Consider the following 23,429-nt stretch of genomic DNA (forward strand, 5'->3'; position numbering starts at 1 on the left):
CCCGCCGTCTTGACCGTATTTATCAGGACTCGGCGCCGTAGACGTCGAACTTGAAGTACTTGTCGTTGATTTCCTTGTATTTTCCATTGGCGCGGATGGCGTCGATGGCCGAATTGAGCTTGTTGACCAGGTCGGTCTCGCCCTTGCGCACGGCAATGCCGGCGCCCGGCCCGAAGATCTCGACCGGCTGCGGCGAAGGCTGGCCGAGAATCTTGCAGCAGGCGCCATCAGGCGAATCCAGAAACTGCTGCAGCACGACGATATCGTCCTGGATGGCGTCGAGACGACCATTGGCAAGATCGGCCTGCTCCTCGGGGCTGCTCGGATAACCCTTGACGGTGCTGTCGGTGTAGGTCTTCGAGGCATAGTTGAAATGCGTGGTGGTGGTGGCGACGCCGATGGTCTTGCCGGCGAGATCTTCCTTGGTCACGCCTTTCAACGTCGAGTCTTTCGGCACGGCGAGCGCCGACGGCGTGTTGTAGTATTTGTTCGAGAAGTCGACCTTTTCCTTGCGCTCGGGCGTGATCGACATCGAGGCGACGATGGCGTCAAACTTGCCGGCCTGGAGGGCTGGAATGATGCCGTCCCAATCCTGGGCGACGAAGGTGCACTTGACCTTCATCTCATCGCAAAGCGCCTTGGCGATGTCGATGTCGAAGCCGACGAGCTGGCCATCGGCGGTGAGGTTGTTGAATGGCGGGTAGGCGCCTTCGGTGCCGATCTTCAGGGTCTTTTCCTGGGCCTGAGCTACGCCGAGCGTCAGCAGCGCGGCCGAAGCGGCGAGCGCGATACGCAGTGCAATACGCATGATAGTCCTCTCTTTATGGTCCCGGCCGTCGTTCCGAACGGCTCTGTGGGGCGGTGCTTTTGACCGCCCGCTGGCGCGATACTCCCATTCTTTCCAAGAAAAAAGCAACTGCAAAACCACAAAAATGGGCAAGGCTATTCTGCCGTTGCGTCAGCGCTCAAGCAACGAGCCCAGTGGTGCGCTCGATGAAGTCGGCTATCGATTTTGCATCGTCGAGATCGAATACCGGCAGCAGCTCGCCTTCAATCGCAAAATCGGCGGCGACAGCGACGATGTTGGGATCCTCCGCCGAAAGCGGCGTACGGTCCTTCGCATCCAGCCGGCGGGTTTCGATCTTGTCATGGGCTTCGCGCTTGTAGCCCTCGACCAGCACAAGGTCGCAAGGGGCAAGCCGCGACAGGACAGTCTCCAATGTCGGCTCGTCCTCGCCGCGCAGCTCGTGCATCAGTGCCCAGCGAACGCCGGAGACGATCGCGACTTCGGTGGCGCCAGCCTGCCGGTGGCGGAAACTGTCGGCGCCCGGTTTGTCGATGTCGAAATCATGATGGGCGTGTTTCACCGTCGAGACTTTCCAGCCGCGCCGGACAAGTTCGGTGACCAGCCTTTCGGTCAAAGTCGTCTTGCCGGAATTCTTCCAGCCGGTGATGCCGAAGACGCGTCTGTTCATGGCTTGATGCTCTGCAACAGACGCTCGGCAGACACAAGATCGTCCGGATCGTTGATGTTGAAGAAAGGGTCGACCCCCGCCGATTGCAGAACAGGGAATTCCACCTCGACAAAACCGTGCCGGTCGATGAAAGCCGAAACCCGCCTGATATCCTCGTCGACCAGAAAGTGCCGCAAGGCATCGCGGCAGCCGAGCGGCCAGAGCGCGAAGGTCGGGTGCCGCTTGCCGGCCGAGCAGGCAACGGCAATCGAACCGGGACTTTGATCGGCGGCCGCTGCCAGACGCTCGACAAGGTTCAACGGCAGGAAAGGCGTGTCGCCGGCAGCACTGACGATCGCTTTGCAGCCCGGGTTGGCCGCGGCCCATTCGAGGCCGGTCAGGATTCCGGCGAGCGGCCCGGCAAAGCCGGGCACGCTGTCGGCAAGCACCGGCAGTCCAAAGCGCAGGAATCGTGCAGGATCGCCATTGGCGCTGAGCGCCAGCGATTCTATTTGCGGGGTGAAGCGCGACACGACCTGGTCAAGCAGGCAGCCATCGCCAAGCGGCAACAGGCTCTTGTCGCCGCCGCCCATCCGTCTCGACTGGCCACCGGCCAGGATGATCCCCGCAATGTCTCGCTTCATGCCACGAAGCCTGTACGCCAGCCGTCGGAAATCACAAGAACCTTCAATGATCTGGCTAGATTCCGTCCGGAACCATGCTCGGCCCCGTGCTTTCGGCGACGATCTTGCGCCGGCCGGCGACCCGCTCGCGGTAGAGCGCATAGAGGCCCGAGCCGATGATGATGGTGGCGCCGACGATCATCGGCGGATCGGGGATATCGGCGAAGATGAACAGGCCAAGCAGGATCGACCAGATCAGGGCCGTATAGCGGAACGGCGCGATGAAGGAGATGTCGCCCGCCCGCATCGCCATGATGATGAACTGGTAGCCGATCAGCACCAGCACCGCCGCCAGGGCCAGCAGGGCTGTGCTGTCCCCCGTCATCGGCGTCCAGCCGCCCATTGCCGGCAACAGCGCCGCACCGACGATGGTCATGGCAAGCGCGGTTGCCGTCGACACCAGCAATGTCGGAATGGCCTTGGGAATCTGCTTGGTGGCGAGATCGCGCACCGCACAACAGGCAACGCTGGCCAGCGCCGCCAGCGAGTAGATGCTGAACCCTTCGAAGCCAGGCCGCACGATGATCAGCACGCCGGCAAATCCGATGGCGATGGCCAGCCAGCGCCGCCAGCCGACAGCCTCGCCAAAGACGAGCGCGGCCCCCATCGTCACCGCCAGTGGCAGCGCCTGCAGCACCGCCGAAACATTGGCGATCGGCAAATGGGCGAGGGCGACGAGAAAACTCACCGTGGCACCGGCCTCGCTGATCACGCGCAGGGCCACCAGAGGCTGCAGCATCGAGCCCGGGCGGGCGAGCGCGCCGCGCTGCCAGGCGAGCAAGCCAACGAAAAGCGAAGCGAACGCCCCACGGATCAACATGACCTGCGCCATGTTCATCGATTGTGACGAGTATTTGGTGATGGCGTCGTTGAGGGTGAAGCCGGCCATCGCCACCATCATGAACAACGCGCCGCGAAGATTTGGAGACAGGGGCAAGACGACTACCGGTTGTACTTTGCAGCAAGCCTGTAACAGCCGGATAGGAAACAGCAACAGCAAAGGGCTGGGCCACAGCCTTGTTTGTGGCCCAGAAGATCACCTGCAATGGCGGCAGAACTTACTTCTTCGGCGTCAGCACCTCGGTGCCATTGCCTTCCTTGCCGGCGATGGTCCACAGACCATGCAGCGAGCCGTCATCCGTCATCTTGTAGACGACGAGGCCGATATCCTTGCCCATGACATAGCCGGCGGAGAAGGCGTCATCGTTGCGCATGCAGATGCCGTCGGAAGATGAGCCACCGGTTTCCCAATGGATCGCGCAGGTCGTCCCGCTGGTCAGCGTGATGGTGGCTTCGCCGCCATAGGCCGAACCGTCGAAGTTGGTGCCGGCGACCGTATAGGTGCCGCCGATCGACTGCGCCGCGGCGGGCGCGGCCGCGAGACCGAGCAAGGCCAGAGTAAGAATGAGTTTGCGCATGATGTATTCCCCCTGTGAGCGAAGAGCCGCTTCCAGAGAAAGGCTAGGCTGGAACAGACTGGCCGTAAATCCGGCTGCGGTTCGCGAACAAGACTTTTTCTGGGGTGTGGTCCGAAACGTTCATGGTCCCTTGAGACTGCCGGCAATGGCGCCGACCAGCGGGTCGTATTTCGACTTCAGGGCCGGAGGGTAATCGACCCATACCGTGCGGATGACGCCATCTCCACCAAACAGGCGCCGCTCGTAAAAGATCTTTCCTTCCTTCAAGCCCGACAGCACGGCCCAGTCCTTTCCGGCCCTGCTGTAGGTCACCTTGTAGCCCGGCTCGTTGCTCGCCTTCTCCGCCGCGACAAAGCCTTTCGGCGTATCGTCGTCGATGTTGAGGATGCCCGAGCAGATCAGGCTGGCACCATCGGCACTCAGCCATTGCTGCCCGTCGCCATTGTCGGGCTCGGGCTGGTGCTCGGTGAAGATTTCCTCGGGAAAGGTGCAGACGGTGCCGAAGCGCTCGTTCACATAGGTGAACGGCGCGGCAATTGCCGTGCTCGCCGCGATCGCAGCGAAAAACGTCCCGAATGAAAAGAACCGCCGCATGTCTTGCCCCGAAGTCGATGACCGCACGGCAATTCTTGCACAGATCGGCGGGAAGATCAGCCGCCGGTGACGCTCATATGGCGCGATACCGATGGGCGGCTGGTGCGGCGGTCGATGATGAAGTCATGGCCTTTCGGCTTGCGGCCGATCGCTTCGTCTATCGCTTCGGCGACCAGCTCGTTGCCTTCGGAGGCGCGCAAGGGCGCGCGCAGGTCAGCGGCATCTTCCTGGCCCAGGCACATATAGAGGGTGCCGGTGCAGGTCAGCCGGACGCGGTTGCAGCTTTCGCAGAAATTATGCGTCATCGGCGTGATGAAGCCGAGCCGTCCGCCGGTCTCGGCGACCTGGACGTAGCGGGCCGGGCCGCCGGTCTTGAAGGGAATGTCGGTCAGCGTGAACTGGCGTTCCAGCGACGCGCGCAGCAGCGACAGCGGCAAATACTGGTCGGTGCGGTCGGCATCGATCTCGCCCATCGGCATGGTTTCGATGACCGTCAGGTCCATGCCGCGGCCATGCGCCCAGCGCATCATCTCGGGCAGCTCGGCGTCGTTGAAATCCTTCAGCGCCACCGCGTTGAGCTTGACCTTCAGCCCCGCCGCCTGCGCGGCATCGATGCCTTGCATGACCTTGTCGAGATGGCCCCAGCGGGTGATCTTGTGGAACTTGTCGGCATCGAGCGTATCGAGCGACACGTTGATGCGCTTCACGCCGCAATCGGCGAGTTCGGCGGCAAAGCGCGACAGCTGCGAGCCGTTGGTGGTCAGCGTCAGTTCTTCCAGCGCGCCGCTGGCGAGATGCCGCGACAGCTGGCGCACCAGATGCATGATGTTCTTGCGCACCAGCGGCTCGCCGCCAGTCAGGCGCAACCGCCTGACGCCCTTTTCGATGAAAACCGTGCACAGCCGATCGAGCTCTTCCAGCGACAGCAGGTCCTTCTTCGGCAGGAAGGCCATGTCCTCGGCCATGCAATAGGTGCAGCGGAAATCGCAGCGGTCGGTGACCGACACGCGGAGATAGCTGATCGTGCGGCCGAAAGGATCAATCATGTCCATGCAAGCGCTTCCCGTGGCCGTGAACGGCTTCGTTATATACCGCTATGTGATACGATCCGGCCATTCATTCAAGATACCGCCTCTCGATCTTTGGTAACATCCCTCAGCCGACATCGCATGTCGGTCGGTCTCATCAGGTCTTTTCCCGTTTGGCGAAGCGGCGTAGGGAAGGGCGGATGAGACGGGATCGAACAGCATGACCGCACCGAAAGAGCTCAGGGTCTCCAAGGACCGCAAACTTTTGTCCGTCACCTTTCCCGACCATCGGCCGTTCGAACTGCCGGCGGAACTGCTGCGCGTCGCCTCGCCATCGGCCGAAGTGCAGGGCCATTCGCCGGATCAGCGGGTGACGGTCCCCGGCAAGCGCAATGTCGCAATCCTCAAGATCGAGCCAGTCGGCAACTACGCCGTGCGCATCACCTTCGACGATTTCCACGACACCGGCATCTTCACCTGGAATTACCTGCATACGCTCGGCCACGAGAAGGATGCGCGCTGGGAAGCCTATCTCGCGGAGCTTGCGGAAAAGGGCCTGAGCCGGGACCGCTAAAATTGATTCCCCTCGCTGTCGTCAAAACGTCATCGATATGGCGTAGCGCCGGCAAAAGTTTGGAGGCGAAAACATGTCCGTCATCACCACGGTGGAGCAGCTCGAGGCGCTCTATGGCGTTCCAGGCGAGGCCTCGCTGGTCAAGGAACTCGACCACGTCATTCCCGAATATGCCGCCTTCATCGAAGCCTCGCCGTTCGTCGCGCTGGCGACCAGTGGCCCGGAGGGGCTGGACTGTTCGCCGCGCGGCGATCTCGCCGGCTTTGTGCGCATCCATGATCCGAAAACCCTGATGATGCCGGATCGTCGCGGCAACAACCGCGCCGATTCGCTGAAAAACATCATCCGCGACCCACGCGTCGGCCTGCTGTTCCTGGTACCGGGCTCCGGCACGACGCTGCGTGTCAACGGCCGCGCTCATATCACCACGGATACGGCGCTGTGCGCATCATTCACGGTGGACGGCAAGGCGGCGCGATCGGTGACCGTCGTCGACATCGATTCGGTCTATTTCCAATGCGCCCGGGCCATCGTCCGCTCCGAGCTCTGGAACGCGGCAAGGCACGTCGACCCGAAGTCGCTGCCGACGGCCGGACAGATCCTGGAAACCACCAGCCGCAGGAACATCGACGGCGAAACCTACGACAAGGAATGGCCGGAACGGGCGAAGAAGACGATGTGGTAGGTCCAGGCTGAAAGGCCGTCACGCTTCCTTCAGCACATCATAGATCTTGCGCATCTGATCGCCGATCATGTCGCACTGTTCCGGTGTCGACTGGCTCATCGCCTTCTCGATCAGCGCCATATGCACTTTCAGCGCCTGCATCAGCAGCGCCTCGCCGGCCTCGGTGAGCGCGAGCCGCAGGATGCGCTTGTCCTTCTCGTCGCCTTCGCGGCGCAGCAGGCCACGCGCTCCCAGCTGCGGCAAAAGCATGGTGATGTTGGAGCGGCCGACGAGCAGCTTGCGGGCAAGATCGTGCTGCGACATGCCGGGGTGGCGATAGAGGTTCATCAGCACGTCGAGCTGCGCCGGTTTCAAATCGAGCGGTGCAAGCTTCACCGCGAGCGTGCGCTCCAGCACATGGCATGCGCGCGCCACCGCGACCCAGTTGCGGAAACGCGGGTTGTCCCAAGGCAGCTCTTGTTTATTGTTCATCTTTGAACTATTATGTTCATGCTTGAACGTATGGATGGATTTTCACTATGGCATCATTCGGGCTGAAGGTCATCCGGGGCGTGTTCGGTGCGGCAGAGCGTGTCGCGCCGCGGCTTAGCGGACGCGCGGCGTTCGAATTGTTCTGCCGCACCCCGAATGTCAAGGCGCTCAGCGATGGCGAGCGCCGCGCTGTCGAGCGTGCGGCCGAGTTCATGACCGAGGCGCGTCATCACCGGCTGAAGACCGCGACCGGCTGCGTCATGGTGCACGAGTTCCGGCCCGAGCCGGGCAGGGCGGCCGCCGGCACGGTGCTCGTCGTCCATGGCTGGCGCTCGCGCACCGAATATATGCGCGCCTTGATCGAAGGCTATCGCGCCGCCGGCTACAGGGTCGTTTCGCTTGACCTGCCCGGCCACGGCCAGTCGCAGGGCCGGCGCCTGAACATGGTCAATGCCGTGGATGCGGTGCGAGTTGCCGGCGAGTGGTTTGGCCCCTTCGTGGCAGCCGTCGGCCATTCCTTCGGCGGCGCCGTCGCCGCCAATGCCATCGCCGGTTCGGTCAAGAACATCCCGCCGCTGACCGCCGGACGCCTGGTGCTGATCGCGGCGCCAAGTTCACTGCCGGCGATCTTTGCCGACTTCAGTCATATGTTGAATGTCGGCCCGCGCTCGCAAGCCGCCATGGCGGACCGGGTCAAGCATCTTTCCGGCCGGCCGCTGCATGAATTCACCGGTGACCGCCAGCTTGCCCAGGCCCCGGTGCCGACCCTGGTCATCCACGCGCAAGACGACCGCGAAGTCTCGGCCGATCATGCAAGGCGCTATGCCGGCGCCGGCGGCCATGTGCGGCTCTACTGGGCCGACGGGCTCGGCCACCGCCGTATTCTCGCCGACAAGGGCGTGGTCGAACGCGCGGTCGGCTTCGTGACGCATCGCGAGCCATTGCTGCTGCACTGAGCGGCGATCAAGATTATTTCTTCTTCTCGCCGGGTTCGACCGGCAGTCCAGCCGCCTTCCAGGCGGTGTAGCCGCCAAGGATGTGCTTGACCGGCGAAAGCACCATGTCCTGCGCCGTTTTTGTGGCCAGGGCCGAGCGCCAGCCGCCGGCGCAGAAGAACACGAAGCTCTTTCCTGAGGCGAAGAACGGCTTGTGGTAAGGGCTTTCGGGGTCGATCCAGAACTCCAGCATGCCGCGCGTGACATGCTTGGCGCCGGGAATCCTGCCGTCGCGTTCCACCTCGCGTAGATCGCGCAGATCGACGAAGATCGTGTCCTCATCGTCGAGCAGCCCGGCCGCTTCCTCCGGCGAAACCACCTCGATCACGGCGTTCGCCTCGTCCAGCAGCTCGCGATAACCCTTTTTCACGCTCTCATCCCTCCCGGCCTTGCCGGCCCTAGCATTGCTGGCAAGTCAGAATTTCGAGCACACCAGCCGGCGTTTGTCACGCCGCGTTGCCGCCGGCCAGCGTCCTCCAGGCCGCCATGGCCCCGGCAACCGTCGCCAGCAGGGCATCGTGCGAGGCACCGTCGCGTGCCTGGATCGACATGCCGTGCTGGACCGTGGCGAAGAAAGTCGCGGCGGCGCTCGCATCGAAATTCGCCGGCAATTCGCCTTCGGCAACGCCGCGATCGAGACGTTTTTGCAGGGCGGTGTGGTTTTCGGCGCGCCGACGGCGCAGATCGGCGCAGATGGCGCCGCGGCTCGAATCCTGATGCAGCGCGCCCAGCGTGATCAGGCAGCCCTGCGGGCGATCGCTCTGCGCATAGGCCTTCGCCGTCAGGCACAGGAATTGTTCGATCGCCTGCCGCGCGGTCGGAGCCTCGTCCAGCGCCAGCCAGATGTCGGCACCCTCGGTATGCGAATAGAAATCCGTCGCCTCCAGGAACAGCGCCTCCTTGCTGCCGAAGGCGGCATAGAGGCTGGGCGAGTTGATGCCCATGGCGGCGGTCAGCTCGCTCATCGATGCGCCTTCGTAACCACGCGCCCAGAACACCTGCATAGCGCGGCGCAGGGCTGCGGTTCGATCGAAGGTGCGGGGACGGCCTCGTTCCGACATGATGCTCTTTTCTGTGTTGATCGATACATAATTAAGTTGACGCCGACGGGCAAGGCTGGCAGACATTTATGTATCGATCGTTACAAAAGGAGAAATCGATGTCATCCAACCAACTGGGCGGCAAGGCCGCGCTCGTCACCGGCGGCAGTCGCGGCATCGGTGCGGCGATTGCGCGACGGCTCGCGGCCGACGGCGCCAGTGTCGCTCTGACTTATGTGCATGGCGAGGAGCAGGCTCGCTCGGTTGTCGCCGAAATCGAGGCCAAGGGCGGCCGCGCCATCGCGATCAGGGCCGACAACCGCGATGCGGTGGCCATAGACAAGGCCGTCGACGACGCAGTGACCGCTTTTGGCCGGCTTGACATTCTGGTCAACAGCGCCGGCATCTGGCGGGCCGCCCCCATCGACACGCTGTCGCTCGCAGATTTCGACGAGACCATGGAGGTCAATCTCCGGGCTCCATTCATCGCCTCGAAGGCGGCGGCCGTGCATATGGGTGAGGGCGGCAGGATCATCTCGATCGGCAGCAACCTTGCCGAGAGGGCGACCGACGGCAGCCTCACGGCCTATTCAGCCAGCAAGGCGGCGCTGGTCGGCCTGACCAAGGCGCTGGCGCGCGACCTCGGCCCGCGCGGCATCACCGCCAACGTCGTCCACCCCGGTTCGACCGACACCGACATGAACCCGGCCGACGGCCCGCATGCCGAGCATCAGCGCCGGAAGATGGCAACACCGCGTTTCGGCAAGGCCGATGACATTGCCGGCATGGTCGCCTGGCTTGCAGGCCCTGAAGGCCGCTTCGTCACCGGCGCTGCCCTGACCATCGATGGCGGCGCCAACGCCTGATCCCGAGAGATTTCCGGCTGGGGCGGAACAACCCTCCGCTCCAGCCGTCACGATCTTGTGAAACCGTTCTGCAACAGGCTTTCCAAAATTTATGAAAGCTTAACGAAATCGGTATGAATCAGTATAGTCGCGCCTTACATCCGCCATGCGGTGAGCGGGACGATCTAGCGTGCGGAACGGGAACCGGTTGCGGCCGGAGCGGGTGATTCATGAAATTCCTCGGAAACAAAGCAACCGTGATGCCGCTGATGGCGATCACGGCAACGCTGGCTTTCGGTGTACCCCAGGCAGGCGCGCAGGGGCTGTTCGACATGCTGTTCGGCGGCGGCGTCAAGCATGCGCCGAAAGGCGAGTTTCCGCCTCCGCCACCGAAGCACAAGCCAAAGCCGAAGGCTCCGGCCAGCGGTGGCGGTGGCGGTGCGAGAATCAGCAGCCCATCCTACTACACCTACAAGGCCGACCGGCTGGTTCGCGTCGACTTCTCGGCGCTGGCCCCGACGCCAGAGCCGGCGACGCCACAGGATGCGGCTTTCGTGCCGTCGGCAACGGGCGCCGCGTTTCGTGATGCGGTTGCCAGCTTGGGTGACTACGAACTCTTAGCCGAGCCCGACATCGCCAAGGCGCTGATCGCGTATTACTCGGCCAATCCGGATTTCATCTGGATAAGCGGAACCAGCCTCAACAGCCGCGCGCAGGATGCGGTGCGGGTGCTTGGCGAGGCTTCAAGCTATGGTCTCACGCCCGCCGACTATACGGTCGAAGTGCCCGCTGCCGGCGCATCGTCGTCCGATGCCAATACGCAACTGAAAGAGCTCGTCCGTTTCGAGATGGCGCTTTCCGCGCGTGTGCTGCGCTATGCCCACGACGCCCAGAACGGCCGCGTCGATCCCAACCGCATGACCGGCTACTATGATTTCCCGGCCAAGCCGCTCGACTTGCAAGGCGTGCTGAGGACGCTGGCGCATACCCAGCAAGTGCGCACCTATCTCGAGTCGCGGCATCCGCAGAATGCGGAATACCAGGCGCTGCGCGTCGAACTCGAATCGCTGCAGGCCAGCGCTGAAAACGAAGTCGTCGTCGACCCCAAGCTGTTGTTGAAGCCGGGCGAAACCAGCCCGGAACTGCCGAAGCTGCTGACCCTGATCGCGCGCAATCTCGATGACGAGATGGGCGGCGCCTATGGCGAGATCCTGTCCAGGCTGGCCACCGGCGAGGTCTATGATCCGGAACTGGTCCCGGTCATCAAGGCGGTGCAGCAGAAGGCAGGCATGAAGGGCGACGGCGTCATCGGCCCGCGCACCGTCGCGACGCTGGCCGGAACATCCAAGGCCGACAAGCTGCTGAAGGTGGAAGTGGCGCTGGAGGAACTGCGCTGGCTGCCCTCCGATCTTGGCAGTCCGCGCGTCTTCATCAACCAGCCAGCCTTCACCGCAAGCTACATCGACAATGGCGAGGAAAAGCTCAAGACGCGTGTCGTCGTTGGCCGGACCACCAACCAGACCTCTTTCTTCTACGACCAGATCAAGCAGGTCGATTTCCATCCCTATTGGGGCGTGCCGCAGTCGATCATCGTCAACGAGATGCTGCCGAGATTGCGCAACGATCCGGGCTATCTCGACCGGGCCGGCTACGAGGTGACGGATTCGCGCGGCAAGCGCATTCCTTCGTCGGCGGTCAATTGGGGCGCCTATGGCTCCAACATCCCCTACAGCGTTCGCCAGCAGCCGAGCGAGGCCAACGCGCTGGGCGAGTTGAAGATCCTGTTCCCCAACAAGCACGCGATCTACATGCACGACACCCCGCAGAAATCATTCTTCCAGCGGGATATGCGCGCGCTCAGCCATGGCTGCGTGCGGCTGCAGGACCCGCGCGGCATGGCAGCGGCGGTGCTTGGCACCTCCGTGGACTATATCACCGAGAAGCTGAAGCACGGCCATGCGACCGAGAATGTGACGCGCACGATCCCGGTCTATGTCGCCTATTTCACCGCATGGCCCGATCTGTCCGGCAAGGTCGAGTATTTCGGCGACGTCTACGACCGCGATTCGCGCCTGAAGCAGGCTCTGGACGCTACGGAGGCGGTTCGCTCGCCTTCGAGTTGATCCAGGACTTCCGGTAGGCCGTTAACTCATAAATACGGCATGACCGAAAGCGGAAAGGCGGCTGAGAGGGAACGAGGAGCGGCGGCTACCGTTATCGAACAAGCTCAAAACGCAACTGTGATCCTGATTCGGTAGGGACGAACGATGTTGAGCGCTCGAAGCGATTCTGCGACGCTGTTTTGCCATCGTCGGCATTCTGCCGTTGGCTGACGACGAAGATGGACCAGGCTACGGAAGTGGGCACGTTTCGCTTCAGCGTTCAGATGGAAGACGCGCAACCGTTGGCACGACACCATACGATGCCAACGACTTCGGGCCTTCATTCGCGATCACACGGCCACAAAACAGAGGCCCTGACCTACTCCGCGAAATGGTCACTAACGGAGGCGCCGATGTCGAGCCATTATGCGATTCTCGAAGCCCCCTCCACGCTGGGCCTGGCGACCGACGGTGTGGAGCGCTTGCCTGACCGGCTCCTGGACCTTGGCCTTGCGGAGCGCATCCAGGCGCGCCGGGCCGGGCGGCTGGCTGTGCCTGCGAAGGACCCGACGCCCGATCCCGAGACCGGCACCCTGAACGCCAGGGCAATTGCGCAGTGGTCGCCCAAGCTCGCCGACGCCGTGGAAGCGGTGCTTGACGCAGGCGAGTTTCCAGTGGTGCTGGGCGGCGATTGCACGATCGTGCTGGGCTCGGCGCTCGCGTTTCGACGACGCGGCCGCTACGGCTTGCTCTTCATTGACGGCAATGCCGATTTCTTCCAGCCAGAGGCGGAACCCAATGGTGAGGGCGCCTCGATGGACCTCGCCTTCGTCACCGGCTACGGTCCGTCGCTCCTGACCGACATCGAAGGTCGCGGTCCTCTGGTCCGCCCTGAAGACGCTGTCGCCTTCGCGTATCGCGATCACAAGGATCAGGAGGAGTACGGAAGCCAGCCGCTCCCCGAAGAGCTCAAGGTGCTTGACCTTCCCGCTGTTCGCGCCACGGGCATCGAGGCCGCCGCACGCGAAGCGGTCGATCACCTGACGAGAGCGGAATTGGACGGCTTCTTCATCCATCTCGACGCCGACTGTCTCGACGACGTCATCATGCCAGCTGTCGATTTTCGCGTGCCAGGCGGGTTGTCGTGGGACGAGCTGACGGCCGCGCTCCGGCTTGCCTTGGCGAGCGGCAAGGCAGTCGGCCTCGAGATCACCATCTACAATCCGCGCCTTGATGAGGACGGCAGCGCCGGACGCGGCCTCGCCGACGTACTGGCCGCTGCGCTCGGAACAGCAGCGCCATGACGACGAGCTATGGCTGCTCTCAGGCAGCAAGGCGCACTGAGCGACCGATTTGAGATCGTTTTCCGACTGGCGGCTTTCATAATGCGGCGGAATCTGTTTCTTTCAGGCTCGGCATGAGCCGATATGCCCGGCTCGCGATTGTGAGCCTGCAAGCTAGTAGCGCTGGAACAATGGCCGCCGGAAGCCGGCGTCGCGCCCGGCGATCAGCCAATAGAGCAACCCGGCGACAAGGCCGGCAGCGGCAATGATGCCGATGTCGACCCAACGCTCCGGGTCCATATCCTCCGGTGCGCTCGGCCAGATCAGGGCGAAGCCGCCGACCGCGGCGCCGGCGCCGAAAACCATGTGCAGCAGGACATTGCGCAACGAGAAGAACTCGGCGATCAACGCGAAGATCAGCGTCTGCAGCGCGGTCACCACGATGGTCAGGAAATAGACGAACATGCCGAGCGGCGGCACCAGCAGCACCGCAATCGGCGAAACGCCCATGACGTCGAAATAGTTGGGCGCGTTGGGCAAGGAACTGAGCACGCCATAGATCACCGCGATGGCGATCAGGCCGACCAGCACCGACACGAAGTAGCCGGCCAACATCATCAATATGCGCTTCATCACGTGCTTCGCCGTCGCCATGCCCATCCCCCAATGCGGCGCCCAGAGCTATTCCAGGAAAAGTGTGAAACGGTTTTCCGCCCGGAATCGCGTCAAAACAGAGAGTTAGAGCGGTTCGCCGTTTCTGTGAAACGGTGAAGTGCTCTGGCGCACAGTCAGCCATCAAAGTGAGACTGACGCAAGGGGAGGCGCCCGCGCCGGGAATGGTCGCTGACACGGCCGGGAACGAAATGTCTGCGAGCGAACCCTATTTCGGCTCCGCCGTCACAGGATCATAGGTGATTTCAACCTTCGCCTTGTCTCCCGTGTAATAGGTGACGGTGTAGGCCCCGCTGTCCCAGTCGACCTCGTCCACATAGCGAAAGCCGTCGCGCTGCTCGACCTTGGCGATGATCTCGGACAGCTTCTTGGCATTGGGTGGCGGCAGCGGCTTGTCGTCCGCGGCCAAGGCCGGCGCGCCGGCGAGAAGAACGGCGACGCTGGTCGCCAGCAGAAATCTGGACATGGCTTTCCCTCAAGTTTTCGTCGGAGAGAAACTCGCTGGCGTGCCGGTTTGTTCCGCGGCTGGAATGCGTGCCGATTCAGTCCGCCGGTTTGCAGCTGCCCGAATGGGGCCGCCGCCCGCTTAACTTACGCAGCGCGTCGTTGAGCGGGGTGGAGACCTGAACGGGTTCGACGAGGGTCGACGGCGGTCACGATGCCGTGGTGGTGATCGCAATAGACGCGATCCGCCGAAGTTGGCCCGGCACAAAAACGATAGCCGCCGGGTACCGACCGGTCTTCGCTCACCGGGAAGCGGCACTGATAGAGGCCTAGCTGAATGAGGGGGACGTCTTTCGAAATCGGTCTGATGTTTTCAGGCATGGTTTTTCAAGTTCCTGGTTCATAGCCATTGCCGGCTGACGACCGCTGTGCGACCGCGTCAAAGCGAGCTTCTCTCGTTTTGGAGGGCTGTGGATCACCATATGGTGTTGATCGCAGCGTCAATGAAGCCCGAAACCCTGCTTTTCGGAAGTCAATCATTGCGACTTAAGGCCACACCGGCTGCTGGGCGGGCGGGCTACGGAAGCGAATACATCTGTCAGCAGACAGTGCGGTCGCGTCCCTGAGCATCTCTTCGAACCGTTGCGCCGGTGCTATGGTGTGCCTGCATGATCAGAGAGCAGGATATGAGGCATGCCCGAAATCACCCGCCGTACACTTCTTGCGTTCACCGCCGTGGCCTCGGCCATTGAACCGACGTTTGCCGAAGAGGAAGGTGCCTCACCCGAATTGCGGGCGCTGATCGGAGCCCATGAAGCCAGCTATGTCGGGCTTCACAGGGTTGTTCATCAAGCGGGCAGCACCAGCAACGAACGCAAGACGGCAGACCGGATTGAACAGGAAGCATTGCTGGCCATCTGCTCCTATCCGGCGATCAGCCGAGGCGACCGCCGGGCCAAGGCCGATTACCTGTTGACCGCTGAGGCTCGCGGTGAACTCGACCTGGAAGAGCACATGCAGGCCATCCTGCACTCGATGAAGCGCTGATCGCGTCTGGTGCATCTCCACCAGACATCGCCGACTGCCGTAAGGACTTTGGTGGGCGATGCAGGGATTGAACCTGCGACCCCACCCGTGTGAAGGGTGTGCTCTCCCGCTGAGCTAATCGCCCGCTCGTTGCCCGAAGGCCAAGCGAGCCGCGATATAAGGGAGGCGGGTGCGGGAAGTCAAGGCGCTGTCTGGCGTTCCGCTAAGGATCGGATTTGCTGTCCTTTCCGCGTTGTCGCCGAGGCGGGGCAGGCCGCTTCCCAAGGCTATCGAATATAGATTCTTGCGAAGAGGACCTCCACCCTAACCCTCTCCACAAGGGAGAGGGAAGCTGCCGCGCTCTCGCCTTTTGCGTCGAGAACGTTGGAAATTTGCTGATATCAGCGCCGACGGAATCTCCCTCCCCCTTTGTGGGGAGGGGTTAGGGGTGGAGGTATTCGTAGGACGCAAGCCTTTGCCCATATGCGATTGCCTGCGCCACTCCCCGTCACTACCCGGCGGCGGCAATCAGCTTCTGCGCCAGACCGAGCGTCAGGGCGTCGAAATGCGAGATCACCGCCGAGGGCTCGAATTCGCTGACATGGCGGTCGGTGTAGCCGAAATCGACCGCCACCACCGGGATGCCAGCGGCTTTCGCCGTGTCGATGTCGGTTTGCGAATCGCCGACCATCAGCGCGCAGTGCGGGTCGCCACCGGCCAGCTTGATGGTCTCGATCAGATGGCGCGGGTCGGGCTTGCGGAAGGCGAACGTGTCCTGTCCGGCGATGGCCGCGAAATGCCTGGACAGGCCGAGCGCCTCGATCAGCGCCAGCGAGTTGGCTTCGTATTTGTTGGTGCAGATGGCCAGGAGATAGCCGGCCTTTTCGAAGCGCGCGATCGCCTCGACGACACCGGGGTAGGGGCGCGATTTGCCGGGGATGTTGATTGTGTAGTGGTCGAGGAACAGTTTCAGCAGCCGGTCGTGCTCCGCGACATCGAGCGATCGCTGATGGGCGGCGTGCGCCCGCTCGATCATCACCCGGCCGCCGTGACCGACAAAACGCCTGAAGCCGGCTTCGTCGACCGCCGCGATCTCGCTGGCGGCCAGGCTGTGGTTCAGGCTGTCGAGCAGGTCCGGCGCTGTGTCGATCAGCGTACCGTCGAGGTCGAACACGATGATCGGTCGGGTCATGGTCTGTCCTGGGCAGGTGTGCAATGGGCAGGCGATAGCGGCTGCGGCGCGTCAAGGCAAGCGCGGGGCCAGTTCGTTCAGGCGGGGCCTGCCCATCAGGCCGGACATTCGCGGCGGGCCATCCTATATGAAAAAACCCGCCTCGACGGCGGGTTGTGGCGCAAATCAGCACCATGGACAAAAATGTAGCATAGCTGCCCTCACCGGTCAAGGAAATAATTCCTATACAGGCATGACCTGGAGAAGCGCCGTCCAGGGCTTTGATCGAACCGGCAAAAATGCTACGAGCCCGGCAGCGAATTTCCGGGGCAACAACCGACATGAATGCAAGGCAGTTGAAGGTCGAAGCCGCGCGGGCGGCACTCGCCCATGTGAGCGACGGCATGCGGCTCGGCATCGGCACCGGCACCACGGCCGAAGAGTTCGTGCGGCTGCTTGCCGAAAAGGTTGCCACCGGCATGACCGTCATCGGCGTGCCGACCTCGGAGCGCACCGCTTCGCTGTGCCGCGAGCTTGGCGTGCCGCTGTCGACGCTGGAGGAAACGCCAGAGCTCGATCTCACCGTCGACGGCGCCGACGAAGTCGACCCGGAACTGACCTTGGTCAAGGGCGGCGGCGGCGCGCTGCTGCGCGAGAAGATCGTCGCCGCGGCGTCCCAGCGCATGATCGTCATCGCCGACCGCTCCAAGATGGTCGAGACGCTCGGCCGTTTTCCGCTGCCGATCGAGGTCAATCCGTTCGGCCTGCGCGCCACTGAAATCGCGGTTGCCGCAGCGGCTGAAAAGCTCGGTCTTTCCGGGCCGGTCACATTGAGGATGACGGGGGGGCAGGCTTTTGTTACAGACGGCGGCCATTTTATCCTCGATGCATCTTTTGGCCGCATTCCGGATACAAGAGCGCTTTCGAATGCTCTCCACGCCATTCCGGGCGTGGTCGAGCATGGTCTTTTCATCGGGCTGGCTTCAGCGGCCATCATCGCCGGCGGCGACGGTATCCAAACCGTCCATGCCGCCCGAAAACCAGGGAGTTCTACCGATCATGACGTTGCATAACCGGGTTCGCAGCCTTTCCGTCCTTCTGGCGGCCTCGGCCGTTTTTGCCTTCTCTTCGCCGGCGTTTTCGCAGGATGTCACGGAATCGCACCTGAAGGCCGCCCGCGCGGCGGTCGCTGCGATCCACGCGACCGACCCGTTCGACAACATCCTGCCGCAGGCAGCCGCGGCGCTCGAATCGCAGCTGATCCAGAAGAACCCGGACATGCAGGAACTGATCGGCAAGACGATCAGCGAGAAGGCGCTGGCGCTGGCCTCGCGCCGCGCCGACCTCGAGAAGGAAGCAGCACTCGCCTACGCGAAAGTGTTCTCCGAAAAGGAACTGGCCGACATCGCCGCCTTCTACAATTCCGATTCGGGCAAGAAGCTGCTCGATAGCGGCCCGACGGTGACCCGCGAACTGGTCAAGGCAGCCGACATCTGGCAGAACGGCCTCGGCCGCGATCTCGCCCAGCAGGTTGGCGAAACGCTGGCCGCCGCCGCCAAGGCAAAGGCGCAGGCAGCACCTGCCGCGCCCGCCGACGGAGCCGCCGCTCCGGCCGATGGCGCAGCGCCCGCCGATGGCGCGGCCCCCGCGGACAACAACTGATCCCGCATTTCAAATGGCCTTGCGGCCTCCCGCGAAAGCCCGGCCTGTCCGGGCTTTTCTTTTGACGGTTTGCGGCCTACCTGTCTGACACATTTCTGAAGCTTGGGAGCCGCGTCATGGCCGGTTACGACTACGATCTTTTCGTCATCGGCGGCGGTTCGGGCGGGGTCAGGGCGGCGCGTGTCGCCGCGGCTCTCGGCAAGCGTGTCGGCATCGCCGAGGAATACCGCTATGGGGGCACCTGCGTCATCCGCGGCTGCGTGCCGAAAAAGCTCTATGTCTATGCCTCGCAATTTCCCGAGCACTTTGCCGACGCCGCCGGCTATGGCTGGACGGTGCCGGAAGCCAGTTTCGACTGGCAGACGCTGGTCGCCAACAAGGATCGCGAGATCAGCCGGCTGGAGGCGATCTACGTCAGGAACGTCGAGGGCGCCGGCGGCGAGACCTTCCACTCGCGCGCCATGATCGTCGACCCGCATGTCGTGCATCTCCTGGGTGAGGATCGCACCGTCACAGCAGACCAGATCCTGATTGCCACCGGCGGCCGACCCGCAGCGCATCCGGCGCTGCCCGGCCATGAACATTGCATCTTTTCCAACGAGGCTTTCGACCTCGAGAAACTGCCCAAGGCGATCATGATCGAGGGCGGCGGTTACATTGCTGTCGAGTTCGCCAACATTTTTCACGGTCTCGGCGTCGACACCACGCTGGTCTATCGCGGCAAGGAGATCCTCAGCCGGTTCGACATGGACCTGCGGCGCATGCTGCACGAAACGATGGAAAAGAAGGGGATAAGAATCCTCTGCCATTCCGTGTCCGAATGGATCCGCAAGCGGCCGGACGGCCGGCTCGACGCGCTCGTCAGCGGCGGCGAGGTGCTGACCGTCGACCAGGTGATGCTGGCCATCGGCCGCATTCCCAACACCGAGAATATGGGCCTGGAAGGCATCGGACTGGAGATGACCAAGACCGGCGCCATCGCCGTCGACCAATATTCCCGCACCAACATCGACAGCATCTGGGCAATCGGCGACGTCACCAACCGCGTGCAGTTGACGCCGGTGGCGATCCACGAGGCGATGTGTTTCATCGAAACCGCCTTCAAGGGAAATCCAACCGCGCCCGATCACGAGACGATCGCGACCGCCGTGTTTTCACAGCCGGAGATCGGCACTGTCGGCCTATCTGAGGACGATGCCGTCAAACGCTTTCCCGACATCGAGATCTACCGCGCGACATTCCGGCCGATGCGGCACACCCTGTCCGGGCGGGATGAGAAGATGCTGATAAAGCTGGTGGTCGACGGCGCGTCGAAGAAAGTGCTTGGCGCCCACATATTGGGGCCGGACGCCGGCGAGATGGCGCAGCTTCTCGGCATCCCGCTGAAGGCAGGCCTGACCAAGGACGATTTCGACCGCACGATGGCCGTGCATCCGACAGCGGCGGAAGAACTGGTCACCATGTACAAGCCGACCTATCGCGTGAAGGACGGCGCGCGGGTGGATTGACGGCAAAGCCGGGTTGAGGAACTCCGCCGCGGCAAGGTCATGCCACGGCGGAGATAGTAGCTACAGCAGCGTGCCGCGCAGGATCACCAGCGCCACCGAGAAGTAGATCACCAGCCCAGTGACATCGACCAGCGTGGCGACGAACGGCGCCGATGCGCTGGCCGGATCGAAGCCGATGCGTTTCAAGGCGAACGGCAGCATCGAGCCCGACAGCGAACCGAAGGTGACGATGCCGACGAGGGCCGCGCCCACCGTCGTGGCGATCAGCGGCCAGTGCGGGCCATAATCGTAGAAGCCCATATATTGCCACAGCGCAATGCGGCAGACGCCGACCACGCCGAGCATGGCGCCCAGCACGAGACCGGTGGGCAGCTCGCGCAGCGCCACCCGCCACCAGTCGCCAAGACCGATCTCGCGCAGCGCCAGCGCACGGATGACCAGCGAGGTCGCCTGCGAGCCGGAATTGCCGCCCGAGCTCATGATCAGCGGGATGAACAGCGTCAGCACGATCGCCTTCTCCAGCTCGCCCTCATAGCTCTGCATCGCGTTGGCCGTCAGCATCTCCGAGATGAACAGCGCGCACAGCCAGCCGCCACGTTTCTTGATCATGGCGAGGAAGCTCATCTTCATGTACGGCTCGTCCAGCGCCTCCATGCCGCCGAAACGGTGCACATCCTCGGTCGTCTCCGCGATCATCGTGTCGATGATGTCGTCGATGGTGACGATGCCGAGGATCTTGCCATGGTCGACGACCGGAACGGCGAGCAGATCGTATTTGGAGATCGTCTGCGCCAGGGTTTCGCGATCGGTCAGCGGTCCGACCGTCACCGGAAGATGATCCGGCGCCACCGTCATGATCGAATCGCCGGGCTCACCGGTGATCAGCCGGCGCAGGCCCGTCGAGCGCACAAGCAGGTGCGTTTGCGGATCGACGATATAGATCGCATACACGGTCTCGCGTGTCCGCTCCACCTTGCGGATGTAGTCTAGCGTTTGCTCGACGGTCCAGTCCGAGGGCACGCTGACGAACTCCGTCGTCATGATCGATGCGGCGCTGCCTTCGGGATAGCCGAGGATGGAGAGCAGCGTTGCGCGCAGCGGCGGTGCAAGCCCGCCAAGCAGCTCGGAACGGGCCGGCTCTTCCAGCTCGCGCAGGATGTCGGCGGCACGGTCGACCGACATCGCGGTGAGCAGCTTGCCCGCCTTGGCGCGCGGCAGCGCCTCCATGAGTTCGGACGCGCCGTCGAGTTCCGGCTGATCGAAGATCTCGACCAGACGTTCGAACGTCACTTCACAGAGCAGTTCCGTCGCGGTCTCTCGAGGCTCCCTGTTCAGGGCCTCGACAATGTCGGCGACGTGATCGTTGGCTAGGATACGGGCAATCGCGACGGCCTCGTCGCTGGCTACGGCGGTAAATTCGTTCATGGCTCACTCCTTGCCGTCCGGCAGGACATGAACCATGTGAGGTCACGTCAGGGCGGACGGCTGTTGCGTTCGACTGTGACTGTCGCCAGGCATGGCGCGGTGACCTTTCCGCTTGCGGGTTCGCGTTTTTACTATCTGCAAGCGGGCGCAACATAGGAGCGCGCCTTGCCGTGTCAATCGCGGTGAGGAGGGAAAATGCCGACGAGCGGCCGAGATCGCGAGACTGTGATCGCCGGCCGCCGTGCGACTACGCAGACCGGGGTGGAATAACCGTTATTTCTGCTTCAGCCGGCGCGAGAAGCGCAGCCACTTGTCCTCGACCGGCCTTGGGGCCGGCCTTGGCTGCACGAGAATGGTGGTGAGCTCGACGGGCAAGGTCGGAACCAGCGGCTTCTTGGTGGCGACGCCGTCGGCGATCGCGACGATGCTGTGATAGAATTCGCTGCCCGTCATCGATCTTGGCGCAACCGCCTCGTGCATGACGCTGATCACCGTGACATCGGGGCAGTTGTCCTTGATGGCCTGGTGGAAGGCGACCTTGCCGTCGGGGTCGAGCGCCCCGGTCGCCTCGTCGAGGAACAGCAGCCCCGGCTGCTGCAGCACGATGCGGGCCACCACCAGCTTCTGTTTCTGGCCGCCCGACAGCACCTGGTCCCAGCTTTTGCCTTCGCGGCTTTCGTCGGCCATATGCTCGATAAAGTCGCCGAGCCCCGCCTTGTGCAGCGCCGACGCGACCTGCGCGTCGCCATGGTCGCGCTCGGAGCCCGGAAGGCAGACCAGTTGCTTCAGCGTCACCTGCTGCAGCTTGACCTCCTGGGCGGCATAGAAACTCTTGACGCCCTCGGGGAAGACGATGGTGCCGCGGCCATAGGGCCACAGGCCGTTGATCGCCTTGATCAGCGAAGTCTTGCCGCAGCCGGACTCGCCCTTCAGGAAAGTCCATTCGCCGCGCCGGAAGCGCAGATTGGCGGCGCTGAGGAAGGGCGTCGCATCCTCGCCTTGATGCGCCAGTTCGAGCTTCTGGATGGTCAGGCCAAAAACCGGGTTCTGGCTGGTGTAGTGGAAATCGGAGCGGCCGGTCTGGCTGTAGAATTCCTGCGGATGCTGGACATTCTCGATCGCCTGCGCCAATTCGATGACGCGCTGGCTGTTGGCGCGCAACGTTGCGATGTTCGGCATGACGTGGATGAACCAGGAGCATTGACTGATCAGCGAATTGACCAGCTCGGAGCCGGTTATGTAGCCCTTGAGATCGAAACCGTTGTGGATGAACGGCACCAGGCCAGGTCCATAGGCGACAATGCGGGCGCCAATGAAATTGTAGATCAGCTCGAACGAATTGTAGCCTGTGTTGACGATATTCAGCCGCGCCCAAGTGCGGTCGATGTCGACATAAAGTCGATTGTGCATCGTCTTCTGCACATCCTCGCCTTGCGAGGCCGCGACATGGAAGCTGCGACGCAGAAAAGTGGTCAACTCGCCGCGATAGCTGCCTTCGGATTGCTGCATCCTGACGTTGAGCCGTTCCAGCAGACGACCCAGTTTGACCGCGATCCAAGTGTTCAGCGGCACGTAGGTGGCGACCGCCAGGAAAGCCAAAACCGCGCTGCCGTAGCTGCCGAGAAATTCCAGCCCTTTCACTTCCGCCGAGTTTTCAAGCAATTTCTGGCCGACGAAATAAAGCGATGTGGCAACACCCAGGACGCCCATGGCGAGGCCGATGGCTCCGCCGGTCATGTCCTTGATGGATTCCTGGACGCGCTGATCGATGTTGTCGGGAGCGGCATTGCCGGACGAACCATGCTGGGCGTGGAAATGCGTATGATTGGTGTCGAGCAGCGCTTCGTTGAAGCGGCTGTCCAGCCAGCCGCGCCATTTGCGGTGCAATGTCGCTGACACGAGGCTGCGGATGCCGGTGAAGCCGGCGTCCTTGAGCACGACCAGCAACACCAGGACGCCGGCATTGACCAGCAGCGAGCGAAGCGGCGTGGTGTTGGCGGCGTCATGGAAGAAGGCGATCGAGTTGACCAGTTCGCCGGAGGCTTCGGCGAACCAAACACCGGCCTTGCTGGACAGCGCCGTGAGCAGTGCGATCACCAGCGTCAGCGTCCAGGCTTCCTTCCAGCGGTCGGAAACCCAGTAGGCCCGCATCAGGCCCCAGAAGCTGCGCATCGACGACACCGGCGTCAGAAGCGATCGCCCTGCGGCATCGCGAGGTGTCTTTTCCGGTACTGACTCTTGCGATGGTCTACCGACCCGAATCACGATCCCGCCCAAACCTTTTTTCTTTTGTTACGGATGGTAACACCAATTGATCATTTTCCATTAATTTAAAACCGGGCCGACCGG

General features: G+C 62.8%; 25 protein-coding genes and 1 tRNA gene. 10 read left to right on the top strand and 16 right to left on the bottom strand.

Annotation, left to right across the window (positions count from 1 at the left end):
• Nucleotides 1-22 precede the first annotated feature (22 nt).
• The 7 genes from NKJ04_RS20515 to moaA form a co-directional block, all read right to left on the bottom strand.
• Nucleotides 23-808: an ABC transporter substrate-binding protein gene (locus tag NKJ04_RS20515; protein WP_023813951.1), complete on the bottom strand. Its 786-nt coding sequence runs from the start codon at nt 806-808 to the stop codon at nt 23-25.
• A gap of 157 nt (nt 809-965) precedes the next feature.
• Nucleotides 966-1,475 (bottom strand): molybdopterin-guanine dinucleotide biosynthesis protein B, encoded by a 510-nt coding sequence (gene mobB, locus NKJ04_RS20520; RefSeq protein WP_023813952.1) that lies wholly within the window; start codon nt 1,473-1,475, stop codon nt 966-968.
• On the bottom strand, nt 1,472-2,098 hold the full coding sequence (gene mobA, locus NKJ04_RS20525) for a molybdenum cofactor guanylyltransferase MobA (protein WP_352677234.1): 627 nt from the start codon (nt 2,096-2,098) through the stop codon (nt 1,472-1,474). The genes mobB and mobA overlap by 4 nt, the downstream gene beginning before the upstream one ends.
• A 55-nt stretch (nt 2,099-2,153) precedes the next feature.
• Nucleotides 2,154-3,074, bottom strand: coding sequence for a DMT family transporter (locus tag NKJ04_RS20530; protein ID WP_352677235.1), 921 nt, complete (start codon nt 3,072-3,074; stop codon nt 2,154-2,156).
• A 121-nt stretch (nt 3,075-3,195) separates the two neighbouring features.
• Nucleotides 3,196-3,555, bottom strand: coding sequence for a hypothetical protein (locus tag NKJ04_RS20535; protein WP_352677236.1), 360 nt, complete (start codon nt 3,553-3,555; stop codon nt 3,196-3,198).
• A 120-nt stretch (nt 3,556-3,675) separates the two neighbouring features.
• A complete protein-coding gene (locus tag NKJ04_RS20540; protein ID WP_352677237.1) occupies nt 3,676-4,149 on the bottom strand; it encodes a hypothetical protein in 474 nt (157 codons plus the stop codon).
• A gap of 56 nt (nt 4,150-4,205) precedes the next feature.
• Complete coding sequence (moaA, locus tag NKJ04_RS20545; protein WP_031213805.1) at nt 4,206-5,201, bottom strand: GTP 3',8-cyclase MoaA; 996 nt, start codon at nt 5,199-5,201, stop codon at nt 4,206-4,208.
• 196 nt (nt 5,202-5,397) lie between these two features.
• Between moaA and NKJ04_RS20550 the strand changes: the two genes are divergently transcribed.
• Nucleotides 5,398-5,751: a gamma-butyrobetaine hydroxylase family protein gene (locus NKJ04_RS20550; protein WP_023813958.1), complete on the top strand. Its 354-nt coding sequence runs from the start codon at nt 5,398-5,400 to the stop codon at nt 5,749-5,751.
• Nucleotides 5,752-5,824: 73 nt separating this feature from the next.
• Nucleotides 5,825-6,436 (top strand): pyridoxamine 5'-phosphate oxidase family protein, encoded by a 612-nt coding sequence (locus NKJ04_RS20555; protein ID WP_352677238.1) that lies wholly within the window; start codon nt 5,825-5,827, stop codon nt 6,434-6,436.
• An 18-nt stretch (nt 6,437-6,454) separates the two neighbouring features.
• On the opposite strand, the gene NKJ04_RS20560 is transcribed toward NKJ04_RS20555, so the two are convergent.
• A complete protein-coding gene (locus NKJ04_RS20560; RefSeq protein WP_352677239.1) occupies nt 6,455-6,907 on the bottom strand; it encodes a MarR family winged helix-turn-helix transcriptional regulator in 453 nt (150 codons plus the stop codon).
• A gap of 47 nt (nt 6,908-6,954) precedes the next feature.
• Here NKJ04_RS20560 and NKJ04_RS20565 point away from each other — a divergent pair, with 47 nt between their 5' ends.
• Nucleotides 6,955-7,863 carry an alpha/beta hydrolase gene (locus NKJ04_RS20565; RefSeq protein WP_352677240.1) on the top strand — a complete coding sequence of 303 codons (909 nt, stop codon included), beginning with the start codon at nt 6,955-6,957 and terminating at the stop codon, nt 7,861-7,863.
• Nucleotides 7,864-7,876: 13 nt separating this feature from the next.
• Here NKJ04_RS20565 and NKJ04_RS20570 read toward each other — a convergent pair whose 3' ends face one another.
• Together NKJ04_RS20570 and NKJ04_RS20575 are read right to left on the bottom strand one after the other, a co-directional pair.
• A complete protein-coding gene (locus NKJ04_RS20570) occupies nt 7,877-8,272 on the bottom strand; it encodes a rhodanese-like domain-containing protein (RefSeq protein WP_352677241.1) in 396 nt (131 codons plus the stop codon).
• Between the two features lie 76 nt (nt 8,273-8,348).
• Nucleotides 8,349-8,963 carry a TetR/AcrR family transcriptional regulator gene (locus tag NKJ04_RS20575; protein WP_352677242.1) on the bottom strand — a complete coding sequence of 205 codons (615 nt, stop codon included), beginning with the start codon at nt 8,961-8,963 and terminating at the stop codon, nt 8,349-8,351.
• A 98-nt stretch (nt 8,964-9,061) separates the two neighbouring features.
• Here NKJ04_RS20575 and NKJ04_RS20580 point away from each other — a divergent pair, with 98 nt between their 5' ends.
• The 3 genes from NKJ04_RS20580 to NKJ04_RS20590 all read left to right on the top strand — a co-directional run bounded on the left by NKJ04_RS20580 (nt 9,062) and on the right by NKJ04_RS20590 (nt 13,193).
• The gene (locus tag NKJ04_RS20580; RefSeq protein WP_352442429.1) at nt 9,062-9,808 is read left to right on the top strand and encodes a 3-oxoacyl-ACP reductase family protein; all 747 of its coding nucleotides are present in this window, start codon (nt 9,062-9,064) and stop codon (nt 9,806-9,808) included.
• A 209-nt stretch (nt 9,809-10,017) separates the two neighbouring features.
• Nucleotides 10,018-11,910 carry a L,D-transpeptidase family protein gene (locus NKJ04_RS20585; RefSeq protein ID WP_352677243.1) on the top strand — a complete coding sequence of 631 codons (1,893 nt, stop codon included), beginning with the start codon at nt 10,018-10,020 and terminating at the stop codon, nt 11,908-11,910.
• A 392-nt stretch (nt 11,911-12,302) separates the two neighbouring features.
• Nucleotides 12,303-13,193 (top strand): arginase family protein, encoded by an 891-nt coding sequence (locus NKJ04_RS20590; RefSeq protein WP_352677266.1) that lies wholly within the window; start codon nt 12,303-12,305, stop codon nt 13,191-13,193.
• A gap of 153 nt (nt 13,194-13,346) precedes the next feature.
• Here NKJ04_RS20590 and NKJ04_RS20595 read toward each other — a convergent pair whose 3' ends face one another.
• Both NKJ04_RS20595 and NKJ04_RS20600 read right to left on the bottom strand, forming a co-directional pair.
• Nucleotides 13,347-13,832 (bottom strand): hypothetical protein, encoded by a 486-nt coding sequence (locus tag NKJ04_RS20595; RefSeq protein ID WP_352677244.1) that lies wholly within the window; start codon nt 13,830-13,832, stop codon nt 13,347-13,349.
• Between the two features lie 220 nt (nt 13,833-14,052).
• Complete coding sequence (locus NKJ04_RS20600) at nt 14,053-14,310, bottom strand: PepSY domain-containing protein (protein WP_352442433.1); 258 nt, start codon at nt 14,308-14,310, stop codon at nt 14,053-14,055.
• Nucleotides 14,311-14,981: 671 nt separating this feature from the next.
• On the opposite strand from NKJ04_RS20600, the gene NKJ04_RS20610 reads away from it, so the two are divergent.
• Nucleotides 14,982-15,335: a hypothetical protein gene (locus NKJ04_RS20610; protein WP_128303663.1), complete on the top strand. Its 354-nt coding sequence runs from the start codon at nt 14,982-14,984 to the stop codon at nt 15,333-15,335.
• Between the two features lie 49 nt (nt 15,336-15,384).
• Here the strand turns inward: NKJ04_RS20610 and NKJ04_RS20615 are convergent.
• Together NKJ04_RS20615 and NKJ04_RS20620 are read right to left on the bottom strand one after the other, a co-directional pair.
• A tRNA-Val gene (locus NKJ04_RS20615) sits at nt 15,385-15,459 on the bottom strand.
• Between the two features lie 366 nt (nt 15,460-15,825).
• Complete coding sequence (locus tag NKJ04_RS20620; RefSeq protein WP_023813969.1) at nt 15,826-16,506, bottom strand: phosphoglycolate phosphatase; 681 nt, start codon at nt 16,504-16,506, stop codon at nt 15,826-15,828.
• Nucleotides 16,507-16,826: 320 nt separating this feature from the next.
• On the opposite strand from NKJ04_RS20620, the gene rpiA reads away from it, so the two are divergent.
• The 3 genes from rpiA (at nt 16,827) to gor (ending at nt 19,655) form a co-directional block, all read left to right on the top strand.
• A complete protein-coding gene (gene rpiA, locus NKJ04_RS20625; RefSeq protein WP_352677246.1) occupies nt 16,827-17,558 on the top strand; it encodes a ribose-5-phosphate isomerase RpiA in 732 nt (243 codons plus the stop codon).
• A complete protein-coding gene (locus tag NKJ04_RS20630) occupies nt 17,545-18,147 on the top strand; it encodes a DUF2059 domain-containing protein (protein WP_127297192.1) in 603 nt (200 codons plus the stop codon). Before rpiA ends, NKJ04_RS20630 begins: the two co-directional genes overlap by 14 nt.
• Nucleotides 18,148-18,263: 116 nt before the next feature.
• Nucleotides 18,264-19,655, top strand: a complete 1,392-nt coding sequence (gene gor / locus NKJ04_RS20635; protein WP_352677247.1) for a glutathione-disulfide reductase — start codon at nt 18,264-18,266, stop codon at nt 19,653-19,655.
• A gap of 60 nt (nt 19,656-19,715) precedes the next feature.
• On the opposite strand, the gene mgtE is transcribed toward gor, so the two are convergent.
• Together mgtE and NKJ04_RS20645 are read right to left on the bottom strand one after the other, a co-directional pair.
• Nucleotides 19,716-21,080: a magnesium transporter gene (mgtE, locus tag NKJ04_RS20640; protein ID WP_352677248.1), complete on the bottom strand. Its 1,365-nt coding sequence runs from the start codon at nt 21,078-21,080 to the stop codon at nt 19,716-19,718.
• A 273-nt stretch (nt 21,081-21,353) separates the two neighbouring features.
• Complete coding sequence (locus NKJ04_RS20645) at nt 21,354-23,252, bottom strand: ABC transporter ATP-binding protein/permease (RefSeq protein WP_352677249.1); 1,899 nt, start codon at nt 23,250-23,252, stop codon at nt 21,354-21,356.
• Nucleotides 23,253-23,429 lie beyond the last annotated feature (177 nt).

Origin of the sequence: Mesorhizobium sp. M0618 (assembly GCF_040320765.1) — a bacterium.
GTDB lineage: Bacteria > Pseudomonadota > Alphaproteobacteria > Rhizobiales > Rhizobiaceae > Mesorhizobium.

Excerpts from the sequence above, each read along its gene's own strand:
- mgtE (WP_352677248.1), bottom strand. The coding sequence starts at position 21,080 with ATGAACGAATTTACCGCCGTAGCCAGCGACGAGGCCGTCGCGATTGCC.
- gor (WP_352677247.1), top strand. The coding sequence starts at position 18,264 with ATGGCCGGTTACGACTACGATCTTTTCGTCATCGGCGGCGGTTCGGGC.
- NKJ04_RS20560 (WP_352677239.1), bottom strand. The coding sequence starts at position 6,907 with ATGAACAATAAACAAGAGCTGCCTTGGGACAACCCGCGTTTCCGCAAC.
- mobA (WP_352677234.1), bottom strand. The coding sequence starts at position 2,098 with ATGAAGCGAGACATTGCGGGGATCATCCTGGCCGGTGGCCAGTCGAGA.
- NKJ04_RS20550 (WP_023813958.1), top strand. The coding sequence starts at position 5,398 with ATGACCGCACCGAAAGAGCTCAGGGTCTCCAAGGACCGCAAACTTTTG.
- NKJ04_RS20590 (WP_352677266.1), top strand. The coding sequence starts at position 12,303 with ATGTCGAGCCATTATGCGATTCTCGAAGCCCCCTCCACGCTGGGCCTG.
- NKJ04_RS20555 (WP_352677238.1), top strand. The coding sequence starts at position 5,825 with ATGTCCGTCATCACCACGGTGGAGCAGCTCGAGGCGCTCTATGGCGTT.
- mobB (WP_023813952.1), bottom strand. The coding sequence starts at position 1,475 with ATGAACAGACGCGTCTTCGGCATCACCGGCTGGAAGAATTCCGGCAAG.
- NKJ04_RS20575 (WP_352677242.1), bottom strand. The coding sequence starts at position 8,963 with ATGTCGGAACGAGGCCGTCCCCGCACCTTCGATCGAACCGCAGCCCTG.
- NKJ04_RS20595 (WP_352677244.1), bottom strand. The coding sequence starts at position 13,832 with ATGGGCATGGCGACGGCGAAGCACGTGATGAAGCGCATATTGATGATG.
- NKJ04_RS20600 (WP_352442433.1), bottom strand. The coding sequence starts at position 14,310 with ATGTCCAGATTTCTGCTGGCGACCAGCGTCGCCGTTCTTCTCGCCGGC.
- NKJ04_RS20610 (WP_128303663.1), top strand. The coding sequence starts at position 14,982 with ATGCCCGAAATCACCCGCCGTACACTTCTTGCGTTCACCGCCGTGGCC.
- NKJ04_RS20580 (WP_352442429.1), top strand. The coding sequence starts at position 9,062 with ATGTCATCCAACCAACTGGGCGGCAAGGCCGCGCTCGTCACCGGCGGC.
- rpiA (WP_352677246.1), top strand. The coding sequence starts at position 16,827 with ATGAATGCAAGGCAGTTGAAGGTCGAAGCCGCGCGGGCGGCACTCGCC.
- moaA (WP_031213805.1), bottom strand. The coding sequence starts at position 5,201 with ATGGACATGATTGATCCTTTCGGCCGCACGATCAGCTATCTCCGCGTG.
- NKJ04_RS20645 (WP_352677249.1), bottom strand. The coding sequence starts at position 23,252 with ATGCGCAGCTTCTGGGGCCTGATGCGGGCCTACTGGGTTTCCGACCGC.
- NKJ04_RS20535 (WP_352677236.1), bottom strand. The coding sequence starts at position 3,555 with ATGCGCAAACTCATTCTTACTCTGGCCTTGCTCGGTCTCGCGGCCGCG.
- NKJ04_RS20585 (WP_352677243.1), top strand. The coding sequence starts at position 10,018 with ATGAAATTCCTCGGAAACAAAGCAACCGTGATGCCGCTGATGGCGATC.
- NKJ04_RS20540 (WP_352677237.1), bottom strand. The coding sequence starts at position 4,149 with ATGCGGCGGTTCTTTTCATTCGGGACGTTTTTCGCTGCGATCGCGGCG.
- NKJ04_RS20620 (WP_023813969.1), bottom strand. The coding sequence starts at position 16,506 with ATGACCCGACCGATCATCGTGTTCGACCTCGACGGTACGCTGATCGAC.
- NKJ04_RS20565 (WP_352677240.1), top strand. The coding sequence starts at position 6,955 with ATGGCATCATTCGGGCTGAAGGTCATCCGGGGCGTGTTCGGTGCGGCA.
- NKJ04_RS20630 (WP_127297192.1), top strand. The coding sequence starts at position 17,545 with ATGACGTTGCATAACCGGGTTCGCAGCCTTTCCGTCCTTCTGGCGGCC.
- NKJ04_RS20515 (WP_023813951.1), bottom strand. The coding sequence starts at position 808 with ATGCGTATTGCACTGCGTATCGCGCTCGCCGCTTCGGCCGCGCTGCTG.